Source organism: Vibrio viridaestus, from assembly GCF_003856525.1.
GTDB lineage: Bacteria > Pseudomonadota > Gammaproteobacteria > Enterobacterales > Vibrionaceae > Vibrio > Vibrio viridaestus.
The window spans coordinates 664410-683024 of the sequence record NZ_RJVQ01000003.1 but is presented as its reverse complement, the minus strand read 5'-3'; the positions used below and the strand labels follow the sequence as shown (position 1 = coordinate 683024).

Genomic DNA, 18615 nt, shown 5'->3' with positions numbered 1-18615 from the left:
AGCGTGGATTCGCAGCGCAGAAAGATACTCGTTGGAAGTAGTGCTGCTGTGAGACGTGGCTCTATGACAGAATTTATGCTGCATTCGACTCTTTGAGCGCTTTGATATCCTTTGATGGTGGAGCACCAAACAGTCGGCTGTATTCTCTGCTGAATTGAGAAGGACTTTCGTAGCCGACTTTGAATGTGGTAGCCATGGCATCAAGATTCTCGGTCAGCATCAGACGTCTCGCTTCGTTGAGGCGAAGCTTCTTCTGAAATTGTAATGGCGTCATCGAGGTCATCGATCTGAAATGAGTATAAAACGCTGACTTGCTCATTCCGCTATAGGAGGCGAGTTCGCTCACACTCAGTGGTTTCACAAAGTTATTCTTCAGCCAATCAATGGCTTTTGAAATTTGATGACTATGACTTCCGGTTGTTACGATTTGATTTAGTCGGACACCTTGTTCAGTCATGAGCAGGCGATAAAAGATTTCCCGCTTAATCACGGGGGCAAGGATCTTGATACTTTGAGGCTCATTGAGTAGATCCATTAAGCGAATAAACGCATCCTGTAGTGACTCCGATAATTCACCCACCGCTATCCCTTTCTGTGCTTCTTTCTCATGGTTAAAGGTCAATTCGCTATCAACGATGAGCTGAGAAATCTCATGCAGGTCGAGCTCCATGATGAGGCCTAAATAAGGGTGCGAAGGATCGGCTTCAATAATATTGGCGATAATCGGCAAGTTGACGGACGAAACTAAAAAATGATTTTTATCGTATGTATAGCTTTCTTCACCAAGCAGAACTCTTTTTTTACCCTGAGCAATTAAGCAAATACTCGGTTTATGTGTATAGCTAGTTGGCTCTGTAGGGGAAGTCCAGCGACTCAAACGTAGACCAGGAATATCGGTATCGAACTGGTTTTTGTCGCCAGTCCATTTCTGAATTTGTTGGGCCAGTTGTTGTGATGCTAATGGCGCTGAAATGGGTGTATTCATCATCACTCCTGTAAAACAAGTCGTCGAAAGATGCAGCGTTGCTAGGCCTCATTTATAACAGTAATTTTCTCTAAGTAAGACAATTAGGCAATGCGCTGTTTTGCGATATTTGATGATTTGGTCAGAATTTCTTAGGCAAATTATGCTTTCCACTAAACTGTGATTGGAATTTAATTCATGTTAAATCAGTTGGTTATTTTGAAATTTTCTTTTGGCGATTACTTTGCTTAAGTCTATCTTTACGGTTTTCCTTTATCAATGCTTTGGAGTTTTAGGCAAGATTTAGGCATCAATAGGCTAACGAAAAATATCATGAGAGGAGTACATTAAACGTACCGACAACGAGACGACTTTGAGGGCAAAACTATGCAGTCAGAACTGACACAAAATGAACTGGCTATGATCCCAGTTGCTGCAAATGCCGCGAGTGGTGATATTGAAAAGTTAACGAAGAGTCTGGTCAATGGGTTGGATAGCGGACTTAGTATCATGCAGTTGAAAGAAATTCTGGTCCAAGTCTATGCGTATGCGGGATTCCCCAGAAGTTTAAATGCTTTGGCTGCATTGATGTCACTTGTGAACGAAAGAGCCGAAGCTGGCATTAACGATGCGCAAGGAGAACCGGCAAGTTCTTTGCCTGAAGACAGAACCAGTCTGGAGTTTGGTACTGAAAACCAAACAAAGCTCGTGGGTCAGCGAGTTTCAGGGCCTTTGTTTGACTTTGCGCCGGAGATCGACACCTATCTGAAAGCGCACCTCTTCGGTGATATTTTTCAAAGAGAGGTTCTTAGTTGGAAGGAGCGTGAATTAGCGACAATCGCTATGCTCGCCAACATACAGGGCGTCAATAGCCAACTAAAAGCGCACTACGGGATAGCTATGAATAATGGCTTATCTGCGGAACAGCTTAATGAATTTATTTCTGTGCTAAAGCAAGAATGTGGTGAAGATGTTGCTTTCAATGCAAAACACGTTTTGGACGCTGTTTTAGTCTAACAAAACATCTCTATCCATCGCTGGCACAACCAACTTAACGATTATCGGAGCTATTATGAGTACCAAAGCAGACTTACTGATTCCTGAAGAATTAAAAGCAAATCATTATAACGGTTCAGGCATCTTTGCCTTTGGTGAAGAAAATGTGGCGTATGCAGATTACTTCACCGGAACCAGTTATCTATCACTATTGAATACTGAGGGTCTCGTGGTTGCTAACGTGACTTTTGAACCAGGGTGTCGAAACTTTTGGCATATTCATCATAAAGGTGGGCAGATACTACTTGTTACTGGCGGTCGTGGCTGGTACCAAGAGGACGGTCAGGCACCAAGAGAACTCAATGTGGGTGATGTTGTTCATATTGCGCCTGGAACCAAACATTGGCACGGTGCGGCGAAAGACAGTTGGTTTTCTCATGTGGCTTTAGAGATCCCGGCTGAAGGCGCATCTAATGAGTGGTGTGAACCCGTTTCCGACGAAGAATACGATTTACTGAAATAGAAAATAGAAGGAGCGCTGCAATCCACTGCCTGCCAGTGCTCCTTTCCTTTTTGCTTGGGTAGATTTTGGGGCGACCAAACTAAAATCCTTTATCGCTAATCCTCACGGATGGTACGAATAATGTCGAAAGTGAGCTTAACGTTACCGCTAATGGTACTTGCGGCAACTCTATCGATAGCGCGTTTCGCCTGGAGTGAACAGGTAGAAACTGAGCAAATACTAGAAAAGGAGTCTTCTTTGGACATTCGATTTATTTTTGATGACAAAACCGTTAGCGCAACCTTAGAAAACAATGAGATTACTCGGGACTTTATTGAACAATTGCCCCTAACATTTGCGTTAGAAGATTATGCTCAAACGGAAAAAATCGCCTATCTACCGAGAAAGTTAATTACGACTAATGCTCCGAAGGGCTCGAAAGGAATGCGAGGTGACATCTCGTATTATGCTCCTTGGGGAAATCTTGTGGTGTTCTATAAGGATTTTGGTTTCGCCAATGGCTTGATTCATTTGGGGGAAATTAATGAAGGTTTAGAGCGCTTCACGAGGGGTGGTAATCTAACAGTGACAATTGAAGTTGCTGAATAGAGAAAAAGGCCAGCGAGATTGCTGGCCTAGTTGTATTACTTTTCTGTCACTTCCTCTGCCTGAGTTACACGACGCTGTTGCTGTTGAAGTTGATACATAGCACGGTAACGTCCACTTTCTTTAGCCATCAATTCACTATGGGTTCCTTGCTCAAGTAGAGCACCTTTATCCAAGACAAATATGTTATCAGCATGATGGATCGTCGAGAGTCGGTGCGCCACTACAATTAATGTAACGCTTCCCCTTAGTTCGTTGAGCGCGCGCTGCACAATTTGTTCAGTTTCACTATCGATATTAGCGGTGGCTTCATCGAGCAATAATATCTTAGGTGTTCCAGCCAGCGCTCGGGCGATGATAAGTTGTTGCCTTTGGCCTTTTGAAAGCCGCAAGCCTCCTTCACCAAGCTCTGTCTGATAGCCTTGTTCCATTTGCTCAATTATGTCATGCAAATGCGCCTTTTTAGCGGCAACTTTGACTTCCGACTGACTTAGCTTTCTTCCCATATTAATGTTATCGAAAACAGTTGAGGCGAGCACAAACGGCTCTTGCGGAATAAAACCTATCCCATTACGAAGCGCATTAGTTGTGTACTGATTTAAAGAAGAGCCATCGATAGTGATCTCACCATAATCAGGCTGGTAGAAATTTAAAAGTAAGTTGAGTAAGGTCGATTTACCACTTCCTGTGTGGCCGACGATCGCATAGAACTTGCCCCGGTTGGCCTGAATAGAAACAGAGCTTAATACTGGCTTATCTTTTTTATAACTAAAAGAAACGTCGTCGATGACGAGATTACCGTGTTCTATTGTCTCTATTGAGGCTTTGTCGTGTTGTTCTAATGGCTCCTGAAGCAGTTCATAAACACGGTTACCTGCAACAATTGCCTGCTGATAAAGACCAAAACGCTGCGTGATTTCAACGAGGGGTTCAGTAAAACGACCTAAATAATTAAGATATGCGTACAGTACGCCGACTTCGGTTACACCCTGGATCACTTTTAGACCAAAAAACCACACCACGGCGCCAAGAACTAAGATACTAAGTAAGTTAATCGCAGGCCGCAGCAATAGAGAACCGACTACGACTGACTTAAGTCTGGTGGAGTAGTAGTGATGGTTAACATCATCAAATTGGTCTGACTTTGCTTGCTGTTGATTGGTCGATTGAATAACCGCCATCCCGCTAATGGATTCGCTGACCGAGGAATTGATTTCGGAACGATATTGACGACTTTGAGTGACCGCCTTGACGCTAAACTTTTGGTAAAGAAAGATAAGTCCCATTACTGCTGGTATCAGCAACAATGCAACAAGCATGAGTTGAAAATCTAGGATTGCCATTGCAGTAAGAATGCCTAAAAGCATAATAATATTGGCAAGAATATTCGACAGAAACTGAACGTAGATGTCTTTTATCGACTCGGTATCGTTAGTAATTCGACTGACGAGATTACCAGTGCGGGCATAATCAAAATAAGAGACAGGAAGTTTAAGCACATGCTTGAAAACGCGCTTACGAATATCGAGAACGGCATTTAAGGCGATATCTAGAAAACGTAGCGTTTGCTGGTATTTAAGGTAGGTCGCCATCACAATCGAAAGAATAAAGAGTGAAATAACGCCGACGATTGGCCAGGTAGAATAATGCCCAGGCATGATGAAGTCATCAATAAAGATCTTACTTAACATCGGCCCAAGAACATCAAAGCCAACAGCCAGAACCACCATCATGAGGGTTTTTATAAATTTGGTTTTTTCGGCGATAACATAGCCAAACAGAAGCTTTGCCGACCCGGCTCGTCGGCTAGAGGTTGTCTTGATATTGCTCATTACGACATGCTCTCCATATCACGTTCCATTTGCTGGTAGGCGGCCATGCGTGCGTACCACCCGTCTCCTGAAATGAGTTGTTCATGTGTACCTGATTCCGAGAGTTGTCCATGAGAGAGCACTACAATATTGTCCGCACTTTCAATGGCGGATAGTCGATGACACACAATAATTAAGCTTTGGTGCTTGCGGTTACGCAAATGGTCAATGATGGTTTTCTCTGTTTCGACATCAACTGCTGATAGTGCATCGTCAAGAACTAAAATAGGGGCATTACTAATCAATGCGCGGGCGATGGACAAGCGTTGGCGTTGTCCTCCAGAAAGCGTTACGCCTCTTTCTCCAACCAGTGTTTCATACCCGTCTGGAAAACCAAGGATATCGTCATGGATAGCGGCTAATTGTGCAGCCTCTTTCACTTCTTCGTCAGTTGCTGAGCTCCGACCCATACGAATATTTTCTAGGATACTGACGCTAAATAAAAAGGCATCTTGAGGCACATAGGCGAATTGTTGGCGCAGTGATGATAACTGATACTGTTCTATTGGTTGGCCAGCAAATCGTAAGCTGCCATTCGAAGATTCCCAGTAACGCATTAACAGTTGAAGCAACGTTGATTTGCCGGATCCGGTTGGACCTGCAATACCCAGTGTTTTATTCTCAGGATGTTGAAAACTGATCCCATCCAAGACGACATTGGATGATTCCGGATAAGAAAATGAAAGGTCTTTCAATTCAATATCATAGCCGCTAGGAATTAAATTGCCTTTATCTTTTATCGAGTCAGGAAGGGAAAATACCTCTTCTAGTCTTCCAATTGCTGCATTACCGCGCTGCAGAATATTCATCAGCCAGCCAAAGGCAAACATTGGCCAAATCAATTCGACTAAATATAGTGTAAAGCTGGTGAGTTGACCAACGGATAAATTGCCCGATTCGATTTGCCAACCACCGACTAATAATGCGATAAGCATGGCGCTACCAAGACTCAGTTGGATCACGGGTTGATAAAGGGCTTCTGAGCGCTGAACTTTATACGTTGATTGTGCAGCGCGCTCTGCAATTGAGCTAAATTGGTCGTTTTCTATTGCATCTCGTCCCATTGACTTGATCATTCTAATACCCGATACCGCTTGTTGAGTATGTTCATTGAGTGTTGAGAATGCATTGAGTGTTTCTTTAAATTGATGATGGATTCGACTGGATAAACGATAAAAGACATACCCCATAAAAGGAAAAGGAATGATCGCAAGGATTGCAAGATGCCAATCGATAAAGACAAACATCATAATCAATACCAGTATGAACGTGATCATACCGTCAAATCCCGACAGAATGCCTTCACCAGCGGCCATTTCGACGGCATCAATATCATTCGTCGCTCGAGCCATGAGATCGCCAGTCGAGTAATTGTTGTAGAAGCCTTGTCCTTGGTTTAATAGTCGCTCATAGAATTGCTTTCGCAGAATATTGCCAAGCTTGTAGGAGGTACCAAATAGCATTCTTCTCCAGCCAAAGCGCAATAAATACACCATGACGCTAATGGCGACTAACGAGATAAGGTAGATTTCAGATTCGTGGAAGCTTTTTGTTTCTAATAGTTGATCAATTGACTTACCAATAAGCCAGGGTACCGCCATATTCATAACTGAGACACAAAAGAGCATGAGTAATGCAATCGCGTAAGTCGCTTTGTGCTCATATAAAAACCATTTTAAGTGTCGATAAAGCCGCATTAATTCGATCCGGTTGGGAGAAAACATAGACTATGTTGAAATGATGATAGTAAAACCTGCCAGTCTTAGGTTTACTGTCTGGAACTGGGTTTTTGATCCAAGAATGGAGCGTTTACAGTGTAACCCAGCAAGCGTTGAATAAAAACCGAGCAGGGCGCTAAACAAGAATGATATTTGCTCATGTTTCTTTTCGCTTAGCAAACTATCACCAATGTAGAGTAAGAGTATGCAGCTTATGAATACGGTAAATCTAAGTAATGGATATTTCCAACTTATAAGCGGTAACTACACTCGCACCCAAATAGGCAATAATTAAAGATTATCTGACAAGCATATTCTCTGCTAAGTCTATACTCTATTGATATCGGTGTTTTATAACGCCGATATTTCATTTAACCACATAAAGTAAAAAGAGAGTGTTATGAAAACAGTAGGTTACGCAGCACATTCACATGATTCAGAATTAGTCCCATATCATTTTGAGCGTAGAGATTTGCGTCCTAATGACATTGCTATTGAAATCACTCACTGTGGAGTTTGTCACTCCGATTTACATACTGTTAATGGAGATTGGGGACCTCAACCTTATCCTCTTGTTCCTGGACACGAAATTGTGGGAATGGTTACTGCTATTGGTTCTGCGGCAACAAAATACAAAGTTGGTGACCGTGTCGCTGTCGGTTGTATGGTCGATAGTTGTCAGGAATGCGATCAGTGTGAGCACGGAGAAGAACAATTTTGTCGTAATGGAATGACTCCGACTTATGGAGCGCCAGATCGTCAAACCGGTGAAATTACACAAGGCGGCTATTCTAAGCACATCGTTGTGCGCGAAGAGTTTGTTCTTAGTATTCCAGATAAGCTCGATATCACCCGTACTGCACCAATACTATGTGCAGGCATCACAACGTACTCACCACTTAGAACATGGGGTGTTAAAGCCGGTTCTCGAGTGGCTGTCATCGGTTTAGGTGGTCTTGGACATATGGCCGTGAAACTTGCTGTCGCAATGGGTGCCGATGTTACCGTGATTAGCCGTACTCAATCGAAAGAAGAACAAGCTAAAGCACTTGGCGCGAAAGGGATTCTTGCATCGACTGATGAAGAAGCGATGAAAGCTGCTGGAGCGTCGTTTGAGTTGATCATCGATACCATTCCAGCAAAACACGATGTGAATATCTATACGCCATTATTGGATATTGATGGTTCACTAGTGATTGTGGGGCAAATTGGGATGTTGGATGAGCCAATGACCTTACCATTAGTATTTGGCCGACGTCGTGTCGCGGGCTCTCTGATTGGTGGCATTGCTGAAACACAAGAGCTGCTTGAGTTTTGTGCTGAGCATGATGTTTACCCAGAATGTGAGCTAATTCGAATCGAAGAAATCAATGACGCATTTAAGAAATTGGCGTCAGGTGATCTGGCCCATAGGTTTGTTATCGATATGGCGTCAATGCCCGCAGCATAAGTTAACTTATCAAACGTTAAAGCGAGCCATTTGGCTCGCTTTTTATTGAATTTACAAAGAAACTAGATCTTCCTAACAGATCCTTGACTGGATCTATTCGGCACATTCATGATGCGCTACTAAGGTTTAAAAAAGAAGTGGAAACGTATATACTACGGCGTGTTATAGTATAACAGATCGCGAGTTATCACGTTTAGATTATGAATTTTGTCCGACCAGTACTTATTATTATTGCCGTCGCTTCATTTGCTTTAGCGGGTTTGATTACCTTGCGCTTAGAGCCTTCTGAAGAAGTTGTCTCAGTCGAAAGAAGCTCTGAAGAAGAAAATAACGCCGAGTCTACGTCATTTGTAGACGCAGATGAAGAGGCTCCAGTGGTCGTTGAAGCGCCTGTCGAAAAAGCTAATCCAATAGCGAATATTGACGTAGTCGTAAAAAATGGTGATACGCTCAGCGACATTTTCTCTAATCTTAATTTACCCTATATCATTGTTCAGCGTTTACTCGAAGCTGATCTCAACTATCTTAAACTCGATACCATTAAACCAGGTGATCGCTTGGAGTTGGTAATTAATCACGATACCAACGAACTAAAGAAACTGATTTTCCACGAAAGCATCGCCGAACGCTCCATTTACTCGTTGGAAAATGATAATTCATACAGCTATCAGTATGTTGAAGAGCCCGGAGAGTGGAAAGAGAAACTTTATACGGGTGAAGTGCACGGCAGTTTTTCTAAGTCAGCTTTAGATGCTGGGCTGAACATGAATCAGGTCGCCAATATTACTCGAGTGTTCAGGGATAAAGTCAATTTTGCTCGGCAGATTCGTGAGGGCGATAAATTCAATATATTGGTCAAGAGGCAGTTTCTTGGTGATCAGTTGACGGGGAACAGTGAAGTTGAAGGGGTTTCTATCGACCTTCATAATCATGAAGTCGCTGCATTTCTAGCCGATGATGGCCGTTTCTACGATCGTAAAGGAAATAGTTTAGAACATTCTTTGGATCGTTATCCTGTTACTCAGCGTTATAGAAGAATCACGTCTTCCTTTAATCCTAACCGAAGACACCCTGTGACAGGCCGAATTGCCCCGCATAATGGTACTGACTTTGGCACGCCATCGGGTACACCCGTATACTCCACAGGTGATGGCCGTGTGATTGCAATTCGCAACCATCCCTATGCGGGTAAGTATATTGTGATAGAGCACAATAGTACTTATAAGACGCGCTATCTTCATCTGAGTCGCTTCTTAGTGAAGAAAGGCCAGTACGTAAAACGTGGAGAAAAGATTGCACTCTCTGGTGCAACAGGACGTATCACTGGTCCTCACCTTCACTTTGAGGTGTTGGTACGAAATAAAGCCGTTAACGCAATGAAAGTCAGTTTGCCGAATTCAAGACCGCTTTCCAGTAAAGATCGCAAGTCGTTTTTGGCGCGAGTGTCTGAATTCGATAATGTGGTTAAAAAGAACGAAATGGAACAGTCAGAAGGGCCCGCTTTGGCGAGCAATAACTGATGGTTTAATCTTCAGTAACGTTTGTCCAAACCAAGCGGGTTACGCAGGGTAACGCTCTTCTGCTGCGAAATTGCTAAGCCAGAAAATATAAGCACAAGTGCTATGTAAGTGGTGCTTTTTATTGGGTCGTTTAGCAGTATCACACTGATAATCATTCCAAAAACAGGCACAAGATAGTTGTTAAATGAAGTAAAGGTTGCTCCTACCTGCGCTAGCAAATTGTAGAGCAGAAAATATGCCGCACAGGTACAAACAAGCGATAAAAACAGTAAGGCTGAAATCGAACGCAATGTAATGTCCAGTTCTGACGGCGACTCAAAGCTAAATGCAAACGGTAACGAGATTAGGGATGAGCAGATCAGAACTCCGGCAGCGTTTGATAATGGATTGAATTGGGTAACCTTGCTACGTCTCGCATAAACTGATGAAACACCATAGCAGACTGCCGCGACAACTACAGCCAGTTGCGCCCATACATAAGTCCCAAGATCATCCAATGCGTCAACGCCGATAAGGATGATAACGCCAGCACCACCAACAATAACGCCCACTAATTTGGTCATCGATATTTTTTCATCGTCAGTGAGAATATGCGCTGCTAGCATTGTGGCTAACGGGATGAGTCCCATGAGTACTGACGCTAAAGCCGCACTAATATGTTGTTCTCCCCAAGAGATAAGAAAAAAAGGAACAACATTTCCGATAATGGCGATTACCATATAATCTCGCCACACACGCCAATCATTGGGTATTTTCAGCTTAAAGACATTAATTATGACAATCATGGCTAAGGCTGAAATGGTCAAGCGAAATGCTGCCGCACTAATTGGTGTCATGCTTTCCAACACAACTTTTAAAAATGGAAAGGAACTACCCCATATGAGTCCAAGCCCTAAAAGCATTAGGTAGTGTTTGGCGTTAACCTGCATGACATTTCCTTTGTACTGTCACTGACAATCAGTGAAAAATAAAAATCCGTTTAGAATCGGATAATGTAATGCAATTATGCTGAGTGGGATAGTAGGAAGGAAAATAAAAGATAACTTGCAGCTATCTTCTTTGACAGGTTGTACAGCCTCTGCATGCCTGACGCGTGTATTTATCTAACCGAGAGCGCTGTATTTTACAATATGCATTTTTAAGTGCTCTTCTTGCTTCAAACCAGTCGGTCGGTGGTTTGAGAATAAGATAACCATTAAAACGTTTGATCAAGGGTAGGCGATATTCGTCGATGAATGCTTGGTCGAAACTTATGTCAAAATACAGCAGTGCTTCTTCTATTGAACCAAAGCGTTTGATGACGTCCATGATGCCAGGCTTATCCATACCGAATCCTATGTAGAGTTGATGTACTCAACATAGCACTAAGTTTGCTATTTATTATTGTGTTGACTCAAACAACAAGACGCTCTCAGCATTGAGAAGTTTGTTTATATCTCAAGTTTGCAGCGCTGGTTTTTCTTGTCAATATCTTAAAATGCCGACCGTTATTAAAAATCGAAATAATTATAAGGACTTATATTTTGTTTATATCAAGAAAAACAGCGTCGTTAGCATTTCCTATAATCGCTGCCGCTCTACTGAGTGGGTGTGGTGAAAAAGAAGCAGAAGTTAAGATCCCAGATGCTTTAAATATGTTTGTCAATGCCGGACAATTAGAATTTGTATCAGGTGACCTGTATCAATTACCAAAAGAGCAGTATCAAATATACGCGGATACGCTTAAAGAGGCGGATGAAGCTAAAGATATCATTCTTGGTCTTGAATCGGATAGTAAACTGACCTTGAGCGACTTACATGTTGATACAGTAAAAACGGCGGCTGAAGCATCGATAAAAGAAACGTCTGATGCTGTTAGTCAGGCGCAAAAACAGTGGGTTAGCTATCATGAAGAGAAAAAATCAGCGTTAGAGAAAGAAATCGTGACTTCTCAAAATGATATCGACACGTCAGATAAAAACTTCGCGGCTTATCAGGAGCAGATTAAACCTTTCGAACAAAATATAACGGCTCTTGAGAAAAAGGTTGAAGAGTTAAACAATAAGAAAAACGATTTATTACAGCAATATCTTGATGCTACCAATAAAGATATTATGGATTACAGTTTGCCGATTAGAAAACAGACATCTATTAATTTGCGTTATAGCTACTATAAAAAACGCGGAAGTCAGTGCAGAAAAGAAAAGTTTGATGTGATCGAATATGAGGGCAGCTGCTATGCATTAAAACCAGTTCGTACTGAACTTGCAGATAAACCGTCCTTTAAAGTAGGCCAAAATATCATTATCGATACATTGAAAATTAATCAAGAGTTAGGGCCTCGCTTTGGCTCGAAGAATGGCCAGCTTTACTTCAAATTAGATAATGCAAAAAGCGATCTGAAGAAACAGAAAATAATTGCTCAAAACCAGCATCCTTTCAAGTTTGAGCCAAATAGTTGGGCGTATCAGGCTGCTGAAAGAAACATAAAGTCTGCAAAAGAACAACTCAATGAGATTGATAGTAAAGAGGTTAAAGAAGCATTCTTGCGTTCAGAGCTTCGAGAAGAGACAAATAAGCTCGACCACACGTTTGCTGACGTGCTTGAGAAAGTGCGTCAAAACTTGGTTCAAAATGCAGAACACGATACAAACGTCGAATATGCAAAACCAATTACACTTTCGAGCGATGCCAAACGTGGTTTGCTTGTGTATCATTTCAAAACTATGCAGGGTCAACAAAAAGCGTTCCTTGCTCCGTTCGATGCTGAAGTCTTGAGTAAGTCAGAGAAGCCTACAGTGGAAACGTTAGGCGCCAACGGTGCTTATACAATGAGTAGCATCCAAGGTATTGATTCACCTGAGCTGAATAAATTCTTATTCAATCCATCATCGTCATTGGGTTGGTAACGACGCCCCTCTACGTCAATATCAACGTTAATTGTTATGTTTAAAGCGAAGACTCTGGTCTTCGCTTTTTTCTTTTAATAACTGAAGTGTATTAGAAAGGGATATTAGTACGGTTTTTATCATATGCAACAAGTGAAAATATGGCGTAAGATTTGCTATGTATTATTTGTACTTATTCTAAATAAAATTAAATTTTAATAAGTAACTAATAAATAAAGAAAAGTCTCACTTCATTATGATGATTGTTTTTATTTGCCATTCACCAACTTGGAGCACAAGGGAAGTTTATCCTTGCAAGAGACGTTAACCAAGGTTGTTTACAGGATGGAACGCCGATGGAAAAACTTACGCAGAACTATAAGTCAGACGGCTTTTTTGATGAATTACTCGATGAACAGGGCAATCCAAGAAGCGCTTCTTCTCAACTTCTCAATTATCTAGACACTCTCTCCGCTGATGAGCTCGAAAAACGGCGTTTAATGGCCGAGGCAACAATCCAGGAAATGGGCATCAGTTTTACCGTATATACCGAGGAAGGCAACATAGATAGGGCTTGGCCTTTTGATATTATTCCCCGGACTATCGATAGCAAAGACTGGAAAATAGCCGAGCAGGGACTCAAACAGCGACTTATCGCACTCAACCGATTTATCGATGATCTATACCACGAACAGACCTGCATTAAAGATGGCATTATTCCAGAGCACATTATCAAAGAGTCGAAAAACTTCAGACCAGAATGTGTTGGTGTCTCTCCGGCATTTGGAGTGTGGGCCCATATTTGTGGTACAGACTTAGTCCGTGCTGACGATGGTATTTTCTATGTGTTAGAAGATAATTTACGAGTACCTTCTGGTGTTTCCTATATGTTGGAAAACCGAGCCATTACGAAGCGTGTTTTACCCGAGCTTTTCGAAAATGATGACATTTTACCGATTGATTCGTACACATCTCAGCTCTATGACACTCTCGCGGCACTTTCGCCACGAGATATAGAACACCCAGAAATCGTTGTTCTTACTCCAGGTATCTACAACTCAGCTTATTTTGAACATGCTTTCCTGGCTCAACAAATGGGTGTAGAGCTGGTAGAAGGTAGTGACATGTTCGTGGGTGATGACGATGTGGTCTATATGAAAACTATCTATGGACCGGAACGTGTTGACGTTATCTACCGACGAATTGATGATCTGTTTATCGATCCCGAAGCATTTATTCCAGACTCAATGCTAGGGGTACCGGGATTAATTCGCGCATGGAAAGCGGGCAATGTTGCCTTAGCGAATGCACCTGGTGCCGGTGTGGCTGACGACAAAGTCGTTTATTCTTATGTTCCTGATTTGATTCGTTACTATCTGAATGAAGAACCGATCTTATCGAATGTGAAAACCTATCTTTGCGAAGATAAAGAACAGCGTGAATACGTGTTGGCAAATCTCGATAAGTTAGTGGTTAAACCCGCCAACGAATCTGGCGGTTATGGCATGCTTGTGGGACCTCATTCGACGAAAGAAGAGCAGCAGGTGTTTGCACGTCTCATAACGGAAAACCCTCGCAATTATATTGCTCAGCCAACGCTTAAGTTATCGACCGCACCAGCGTTGATCAGCAAAGGATGTCTAGAACCTCGTCATCTCGATTTACGACCTTTCATTCTTCAAAGTGATAAAACCTATGTAACAACAGGTGGATTGACAAGGGTTGCAATGAAGAAAGGTTCCCTTGTCGTCAACTCGTCACAAGGTGGTGGTAGTAAAGATACATGGATCGTGGCGTCGAAGGGGGAATAACAGATGCTTTCAAGAGTTGCTGAACGTTTGTACTGGAGCGCACGTTATTTAGAGCGCATCGAAAATACCGCCAGATTATTAAGTGTGTATGATGATCTGTTATTTGACTTGCCGAGAAATGTGCGTATTTCTTGGTATAACCTGATTGAAATTAATGGCAGTGTGGCACTATTTGGTCGGTTATATCAGGATAAGAAAGAGAAGAGTGTGGTTAAGTTTCTTCTTGCCGATTTGGATAACCCTAGCTCTATGTTGTCGTCTCTAAAAATGGTGAGAGAGAACATTCGTACCACCAGAGATGTTGTCCCCGGAAAAACTTGGGAGTTAGTCAACGAGTTAGACCTCTATGTGAAACGCCACATTCAGAAAGGCATTGACCGTTCTGAGCGCCACGAATTTTTAAGCACTGTTATCGAAGGTTGTCAGAAAATCGTTGGGCTTTTGACCGGAGCAATGAGTCGTGATGATGCGTGGAATTTCATTATCATCGGCCGCCATATTGAACGTGCCGATATGAATACCCGGATTGTCGATTCGGCTGTGACTCTGATTCTGCAGTCGGAAACAGAAGAGCGAATTAAGCTCAGTCAGGTGATATGGTCAAAAGTTCTCAAGTCACAAAGCGCGTATCTCAACTATCGACGTACTGTTCGAAGTGCGATAAGCGGTGCCAAGGCAGTGACGTTTTTACTAACCGACCCATATTTCCCTCGTTCGCAATACTATTCACTACAAGAAATTAAATCAGCTGCTGCCAATTTGCCGCGCTACGAAGGACTTGCCAGTCAGATTGATGACCTCTTGGATAATACGCATGGTATTGAACGATCCGAAGATCTTGATCATCAATTCAGTGTTTATCTCAATGATGTTCAGTTAGCAATCATCGCGCTCAATCAGAAAATTGGGCAGAACTGGTTTCACTTTGAACACGATCAGAATCAAACACAAACTCAGGGAGAGTTGGCATGACAATTCGTGTCGCAATACAACACAAAACGACGTATGAGTTTGATCGTTTGATTAATGTTTCTCCTCATATATTGAGGTTGAGACCGGCTCCTCATTCTCGTACTCATATTCATGGGTATTCACTAAAGGTACTTCCTGAAGAGCACTTTGTTAATTGGCAGCAAGATCCATTCGGAAATTATCAGGCGCGGTTAGTTTTCCCTGAGAGAATGAAAAAGTTGGAATTCTCAGTTGAAGTGATCGCGGATATGACAGTAATCAATCCGTTTGATTTTTTCATTGAAGAATACGCGGAAACCTATCCCTTTCAGTATGCGAAGCAGCTACATGAAGAATTGCTCCCTTATTTAAAAACGGCTGAAGATTGCCCGGAAATCGATGAGTGGATTGAATCGATTGATATGAGTGAGACACCGATAGTCTCTTTTCTTGTCGCCATCAATAGCCAGTTGGCAAAAGACATTGGCTACGGTATTCGTCTTGAGCCTGGCGTTCAGACATGTCAGGAAACCCTCACTTTACGCAAAGGGTCGTGTCGAGATACCGCATGGTTACTCATTCAGGTTTTACGTCGGTTAGGTTTGGCAGCGCGCTTTGCATCAGGTTATTTAGTACAGTTAACCTCTGATATTAAAGCTCTGGACGGTCCTTCTGGGCCAGAGCAGGACTTTACCGACCTTCATGCGTGGTGTGAAGTCTATTTACCGGGGGCTGGATGGGTTGGTTTAGATCCAACGAGTGGACTATTTGCGGGAGAAGGGCATATACCACTGGCCTGTACACCAGAACCTATTTCTGCCGCGCCCATCAGCGGCTTTACCGATGAGTGTGAATGTGAGTTCAGCTATACCAATGAAGTGATTCGTATTCATGAAGACCCTCGAGTAACCAAGCCATATGATGCAACGGAATGGGAAAACATCAAAGCCTTAGGCCACGTTGTCGACCAGATGCTGGAAAAAGAAGATGTCCGTCTTACGATGGGGGGAGAGCCTACCTTTGTTTCTATTGATGATATGGATTCAGGTCAATGGAATACAGAAGCGCTTGGTGCAGACAAACTGAGATTAGCAAAAGATCTTCTGCTACGCCTCAAAACGCAGTTTAGTACCAAAGGCTTGCTGCATTACGGGCAAGGAAAATGGTATCCAGGAGAAGAGGTACCTCGCTGGGCATTGGGCTGTTTTTGGCGAACTGACGGAGAGGCTCTTTGGGAAAATGACCAATGGCTTGCACGCGTTGATAAGAATTATGGTTTTGATCATAATGCCGCTTACGAGTTTGGGCAGACGCTATGTGATGCGCTAGGTTTGGATGAGCGTTATTTACAACCTGCGTTTGAAGATACCCTTTATTATCTATGGCTTGAGCGCTCGTTACCTGACAGTGTGAATCCTAAAAAGGCAACGTTAAAGGATGATCTTGAACGTCGGCGCTTGGCGAAATTGCTGACTCGAGGTTTGGACCTTCCGTCTGGTTATGTTATTCCTCTTCAATGGAATGGCAATCAATGGGAGAGTAGCATTTGGCCGCTTAGAAGTGACGTCATCACGTTAGTTCCTGGGGATAGCCCTATGGGATTTCGTCTGCCTCTCAACTCTCTCCCTGCCGTTGAAGAGGAAGATGTTATACCCGAAGCGGATCCTTTTGCACCACGTGAACCTCTGGCTATTAGAACTGAGTACATCTCTACGAACACTGAATCTCAACCAGTACAGCTACAAAAGCCGCTTGAGAAAGAGACTAAATCGGTGATAAGAACCGCCATGTGTGTCGAGGCAAGAGAGGGGCGACTGCATCTGTTTTTGCCGCCAATGACATCCTTAGAGCACTATGTTGCGTTAATCGCCCATATTGAGTCGGTTGCCGAGCAGTGTGAAATGCCAGTTGTTATTGAGGGTTATGAGCCACCGAAAGATCCTCGGTTACAGAAGTTTTTGATAACGCCCGATCCAGGTGTTATCGAGGTCAATATCCACCCAGCTAGCAGCTGGAAGGAATTGGTCGATAACACGGAAACACTCTATCATCAAGCCTATCTATCTCGTCTAGGTACCGAGAAATTCATGCTAGACGGGCGCCATACTGGCACTGGTGGGGGAAACCACGTTACATTGGGTGGTAAGACGCCAGCTGATAGTCCGCTTCTACGTAAACCCGATTTACTGCGCAGTCTGGTCACCTTTTGGCAGCATCATCCCGGTTTGTCTTACTTATTTTCAGGGATGTTTATTGGCCCAACGAGTCAGGCACCTCGGCCAGATGAAGGCAGAGATGAAGCGCTATATGAGATGGAAATTGCGTTCCAGAACTTTCCTGATGGATTAGTCGATGAGCCTTGGTTAGTCGATCGATTGATGCGAAATCTATTGGTCGATATTACAGGCAATACACACCGCTCGGAATTTTGTATTGATAAGCTCTACGCAGCAGGAACAAGCAGTGGACGACAGGGGTTACTTGAATTTCGTGGATTTGAGATGCCCCCACATGCTCATATGTCGTTAGTGCAAATGCTACTGCTACGTTGTCTTGTTATCCGTTTCTGGAAAGAGCCATATCATCAGCCGTTGGTTCGCTGGGGAACGGCTCTGCATGATCGCTTTATGATGCCATACTATGTTTGGCAGGATATTAAAGAGGTCGTTGATGATTTACAGCGTCATGGGTTGCCATTCAAATTAGAGTGGTTGGCACCTTTTGAAGAATTCCGTTTCCCACATTATGGCCGTCAGAAGATCGATAATGTTGAACTGGAATTGCGTTGGGCGATTGAACCTTGGCATGTGCTTGGAGAAGAGGTGACTCAGTCGGGGACGGCTCGTTATGTCGATTCTTCGGTAGAGCGACTGCAAGTACGTCTTACTGGACTTACCGAAGGACGTTATGTTCTTGCGTGTAATGGCCGACGCGTACCATTGCGTTCTACTGGGAGAAAAGGGGAGTCGGTCGCTTCTGTTCGCTATCGTGCTTGGGCACCGCCGTCGGCTTTACATCCAACCATCGGTGTCAGCACACCCTTGGTATTTGATTTAATTGATACATGGAACGGTATCTCTGTTGGTGGATGTACCTACCATGTGAGTCATCCTGGTGGGCGAAACTACGATACGCGGCCTGTGAATAGCAACGAAGCTGAAGCTCGTCGGATTAATCGCTTTTGGGAGCACGGATTTACTCAAGGCACCTTCACACCACCACCCGAATTTCAGGCTATTAGAGAGTTTTTCCCAAGAGAAACAGCACCTTGTCCAATGAGCCCTCCAGAGGAAGAAATTTCGCATGAATATCCTCATACATTGGACTTGCGAAAGCGTTATACTAGGCTCTAATTAACG

The 18615-nt window shown here is 43.2% G+C and carries 14 protein-coding genes; 9 read left to right on the top strand and 5 right to left on the bottom strand.

What is annotated here, in order from left to right; genetic code table 11:
• Positions 1–73: 73 nt before the first annotated feature.
• Entirely contained in the window at positions 74–985 is a 912-nt protein-coding gene (locus EES38_RS10640; RefSeq protein WP_439333249.1) for an AraC family transcriptional regulator, read from the bottom strand.
• Positions 986–1351: 366 nt separating this feature from the next.
• Here EES38_RS10640 and EES38_RS10635 point away from each other — a divergent pair, with 366 nt between their 5' ends.
• From EES38_RS10635 to EES38_RS10625, 3 genes are all read left to right on the top strand, one after another.
• Positions 1352–1981: a carboxymuconolactone decarboxylase family protein gene (locus EES38_RS10635; protein ID WP_124937158.1), complete on the top strand. Its 630-nt coding sequence runs from the start codon at positions 1352–1354 to the stop codon at positions 1979–1981.
• A gap of 55 nt (positions 1982–2036) precedes the next feature.
• A complete protein-coding gene (locus EES38_RS10630; RefSeq protein WP_166434240.1) occupies positions 2037–2483 on the top strand; it encodes a cupin domain-containing protein in 447 nt (148 codons plus the stop codon).
• A 120-nt stretch (positions 2484–2603) separates the two neighbouring features.
• The gene (locus EES38_RS10625) at positions 2604–3071 is read left to right on the top strand and encodes a cyclophilin-like fold protein (protein ID WP_243694178.1); all 468 of its coding nucleotides are present in this window, start codon (positions 2604–2606) and stop codon (positions 3069–3071) included.
• A 35-nt stretch (positions 3072–3106) separates the two neighbouring features.
• On the opposite strand, the gene EES38_RS10620 is transcribed toward EES38_RS10625, so the two are convergent.
• Together EES38_RS10620 and EES38_RS10615 are read right to left on the bottom strand one after the other, a co-directional pair.
• A complete protein-coding gene (locus EES38_RS10620; protein WP_124937156.1) occupies positions 3107–4900 on the bottom strand; it encodes an ABC transporter ATP-binding protein in 1794 nt (597 codons plus the stop codon).
• Positions 4900–6636, bottom strand: coding sequence for an ABC transporter ATP-binding protein (locus EES38_RS10615; protein ID WP_124937155.1), 1737 nt, complete (start codon positions 6634–6636; stop codon positions 4900–4902). Before EES38_RS10615 ends, EES38_RS10620 begins: the two co-directional genes overlap by 1 nt.
• Positions 6637–7057: 421 nt before the next feature.
• Between EES38_RS10615 and EES38_RS10610 the strand changes: the two genes are divergently transcribed.
• Together EES38_RS10610 and EES38_RS10605 are read left to right on the top strand one after the other, a co-directional pair.
• Positions 7058–8107 (top strand): NAD(P)-dependent alcohol dehydrogenase, encoded by a 1050-nt coding sequence (locus tag EES38_RS10610; protein ID WP_124937154.1) that lies wholly within the window; start codon positions 7058–7060, stop codon positions 8105–8107.
• A 200-nt stretch (positions 8108–8307) separates the two neighbouring features.
• Positions 8308–9627 (top strand): peptidoglycan DD-metalloendopeptidase family protein, encoded by a 1320-nt coding sequence (locus EES38_RS10605; protein ID WP_124937153.1) that lies wholly within the window; start codon positions 8308–8310, stop codon positions 9625–9627.
• A gap of 11 nt (positions 9628–9638) precedes the next feature.
• Here EES38_RS10605 and EES38_RS10600 read toward each other — a convergent pair whose 3' ends face one another.
• Positions 9639–10556, bottom strand: coding sequence for a DMT family transporter (locus tag EES38_RS10600; RefSeq protein WP_124937152.1), 918 nt, complete (start codon positions 10554–10556; stop codon positions 9639–9641).
• A 121-nt stretch (positions 10557–10677) separates the two neighbouring features.
• The gene (locus EES38_RS10595) at positions 10678–10953 is read right to left on the bottom strand and encodes a nitrogenase-stabilizing/protective protein NifW (RefSeq protein WP_124937151.1); all 276 of its coding nucleotides are present in this window, start codon (positions 10951–10953) and stop codon (positions 10678–10680) included.
• A 197-nt stretch (positions 10954–11150) separates the two neighbouring features.
• Here EES38_RS10595 and EES38_RS10590 point away from each other — a divergent pair, with 197 nt between their 5' ends.
• The 4 genes from EES38_RS10590 to EES38_RS10575 all read left to right on the top strand — a co-directional run bounded on the left by EES38_RS10590 (position 11151) and on the right by EES38_RS10575 (position 18609).
• On the top strand, positions 11151–12515 hold the full coding sequence (locus EES38_RS10590; protein ID WP_124937150.1) for an HlyD family secretion protein: 1365 nt from the start codon (positions 11151–11153) through the stop codon (positions 12513–12515).
• Positions 12516–12850: 335 nt separating this feature from the next.
• The gene (locus EES38_RS10585) at positions 12851–14305 is read left to right on the top strand and encodes a circularly permuted type 2 ATP-grasp protein (protein ID WP_124937149.1); all 1455 of its coding nucleotides are present in this window, start codon (positions 12851–12853) and stop codon (positions 14303–14305) included.
• Positions 14306–14308: 3 nt separating this feature from the next.
• The gene (locus tag EES38_RS10580) at positions 14309–15277 is read left to right on the top strand and encodes an alpha-E domain-containing protein (protein WP_124937148.1); all 969 of its coding nucleotides are present in this window, start codon (positions 14309–14311) and stop codon (positions 15275–15277) included.
• The gene (locus EES38_RS10575) at positions 15274–18609 is read left to right on the top strand and encodes a transglutaminase family protein (protein WP_124937147.1); all 3336 of its coding nucleotides are present in this window, start codon (positions 15274–15276) and stop codon (positions 18607–18609) included. The genes EES38_RS10580 and EES38_RS10575 overlap by 4 nt, the downstream gene beginning before the upstream one ends.
• Positions 18610–18615 lie beyond the last annotated feature (6 nt).

Bases quoted from the DNA above. Each gene is read 5' to 3' on its own strand.
- EES38_RS10620 (WP_124937156.1), bottom strand. From the start codon at position 4,900: ATGAGCAATATCAAGACAACCTCTAGCCGACGAGCCGGGTCGGCAAAG.
- EES38_RS10635 (WP_124937158.1), top strand. From the start codon at position 1,352: ATGCAGTCAGAACTGACACAAAATGAACTGGCTATGATCCCAGTTGCT.
- EES38_RS10585 (WP_124937149.1), top strand. From the start codon at position 12,851: ATGGAAAAACTTACGCAGAACTATAAGTCAGACGGCTTTTTTGATGAA.
- EES38_RS10605 (WP_124937153.1), top strand. From the start codon at position 8,308: ATGAATTTTGTCCGACCAGTACTTATTATTATTGCCGTCGCTTCATTT.
- EES38_RS10595 (WP_124937151.1), bottom strand. From the start codon at position 10,953: ATGGATAAGCCTGGCATCATGGACGTCATCAAACGCTTTGGTTCAATA.
- EES38_RS10580 (WP_124937148.1), top strand. From the start codon at position 14,309: ATGCTTTCAAGAGTTGCTGAACGTTTGTACTGGAGCGCACGTTATTTA.
- EES38_RS10575 (WP_124937147.1), top strand. From the start codon at position 15,274: ATGACAATTCGTGTCGCAATACAACACAAAACGACGTATGAGTTTGAT.
- EES38_RS10600 (WP_124937152.1), bottom strand. From the start codon at position 10,556: ATGCAGGTTAACGCCAAACACTACCTAATGCTTTTAGGGCTTGGACTC.
- EES38_RS10640 (WP_439333249.1), bottom strand. From the start codon at position 985: ATGAATACACCCATTTCAGCGCCATTAGCATCACAACAACTGGCCCAA.
- EES38_RS10630 (WP_166434240.1), top strand. From the start codon at position 2,037: ATGAGTACCAAAGCAGACTTACTGATTCCTGAAGAATTAAAAGCAAAT.
- EES38_RS10610 (WP_124937154.1), top strand. From the start codon at position 7,058: ATGAAAACAGTAGGTTACGCAGCACATTCACATGATTCAGAATTAGTC.
- EES38_RS10615 (WP_124937155.1), bottom strand. From the start codon at position 6,636: ATGCGGCTTTATCGACACTTAAAATGGTTTTTATATGAGCACAAAGCG.
- EES38_RS10625 (WP_243694178.1), top strand. From the start codon at position 2,604: ATGTCGAAAGTGAGCTTAACGTTACCGCTAATGGTACTTGCGGCAACT.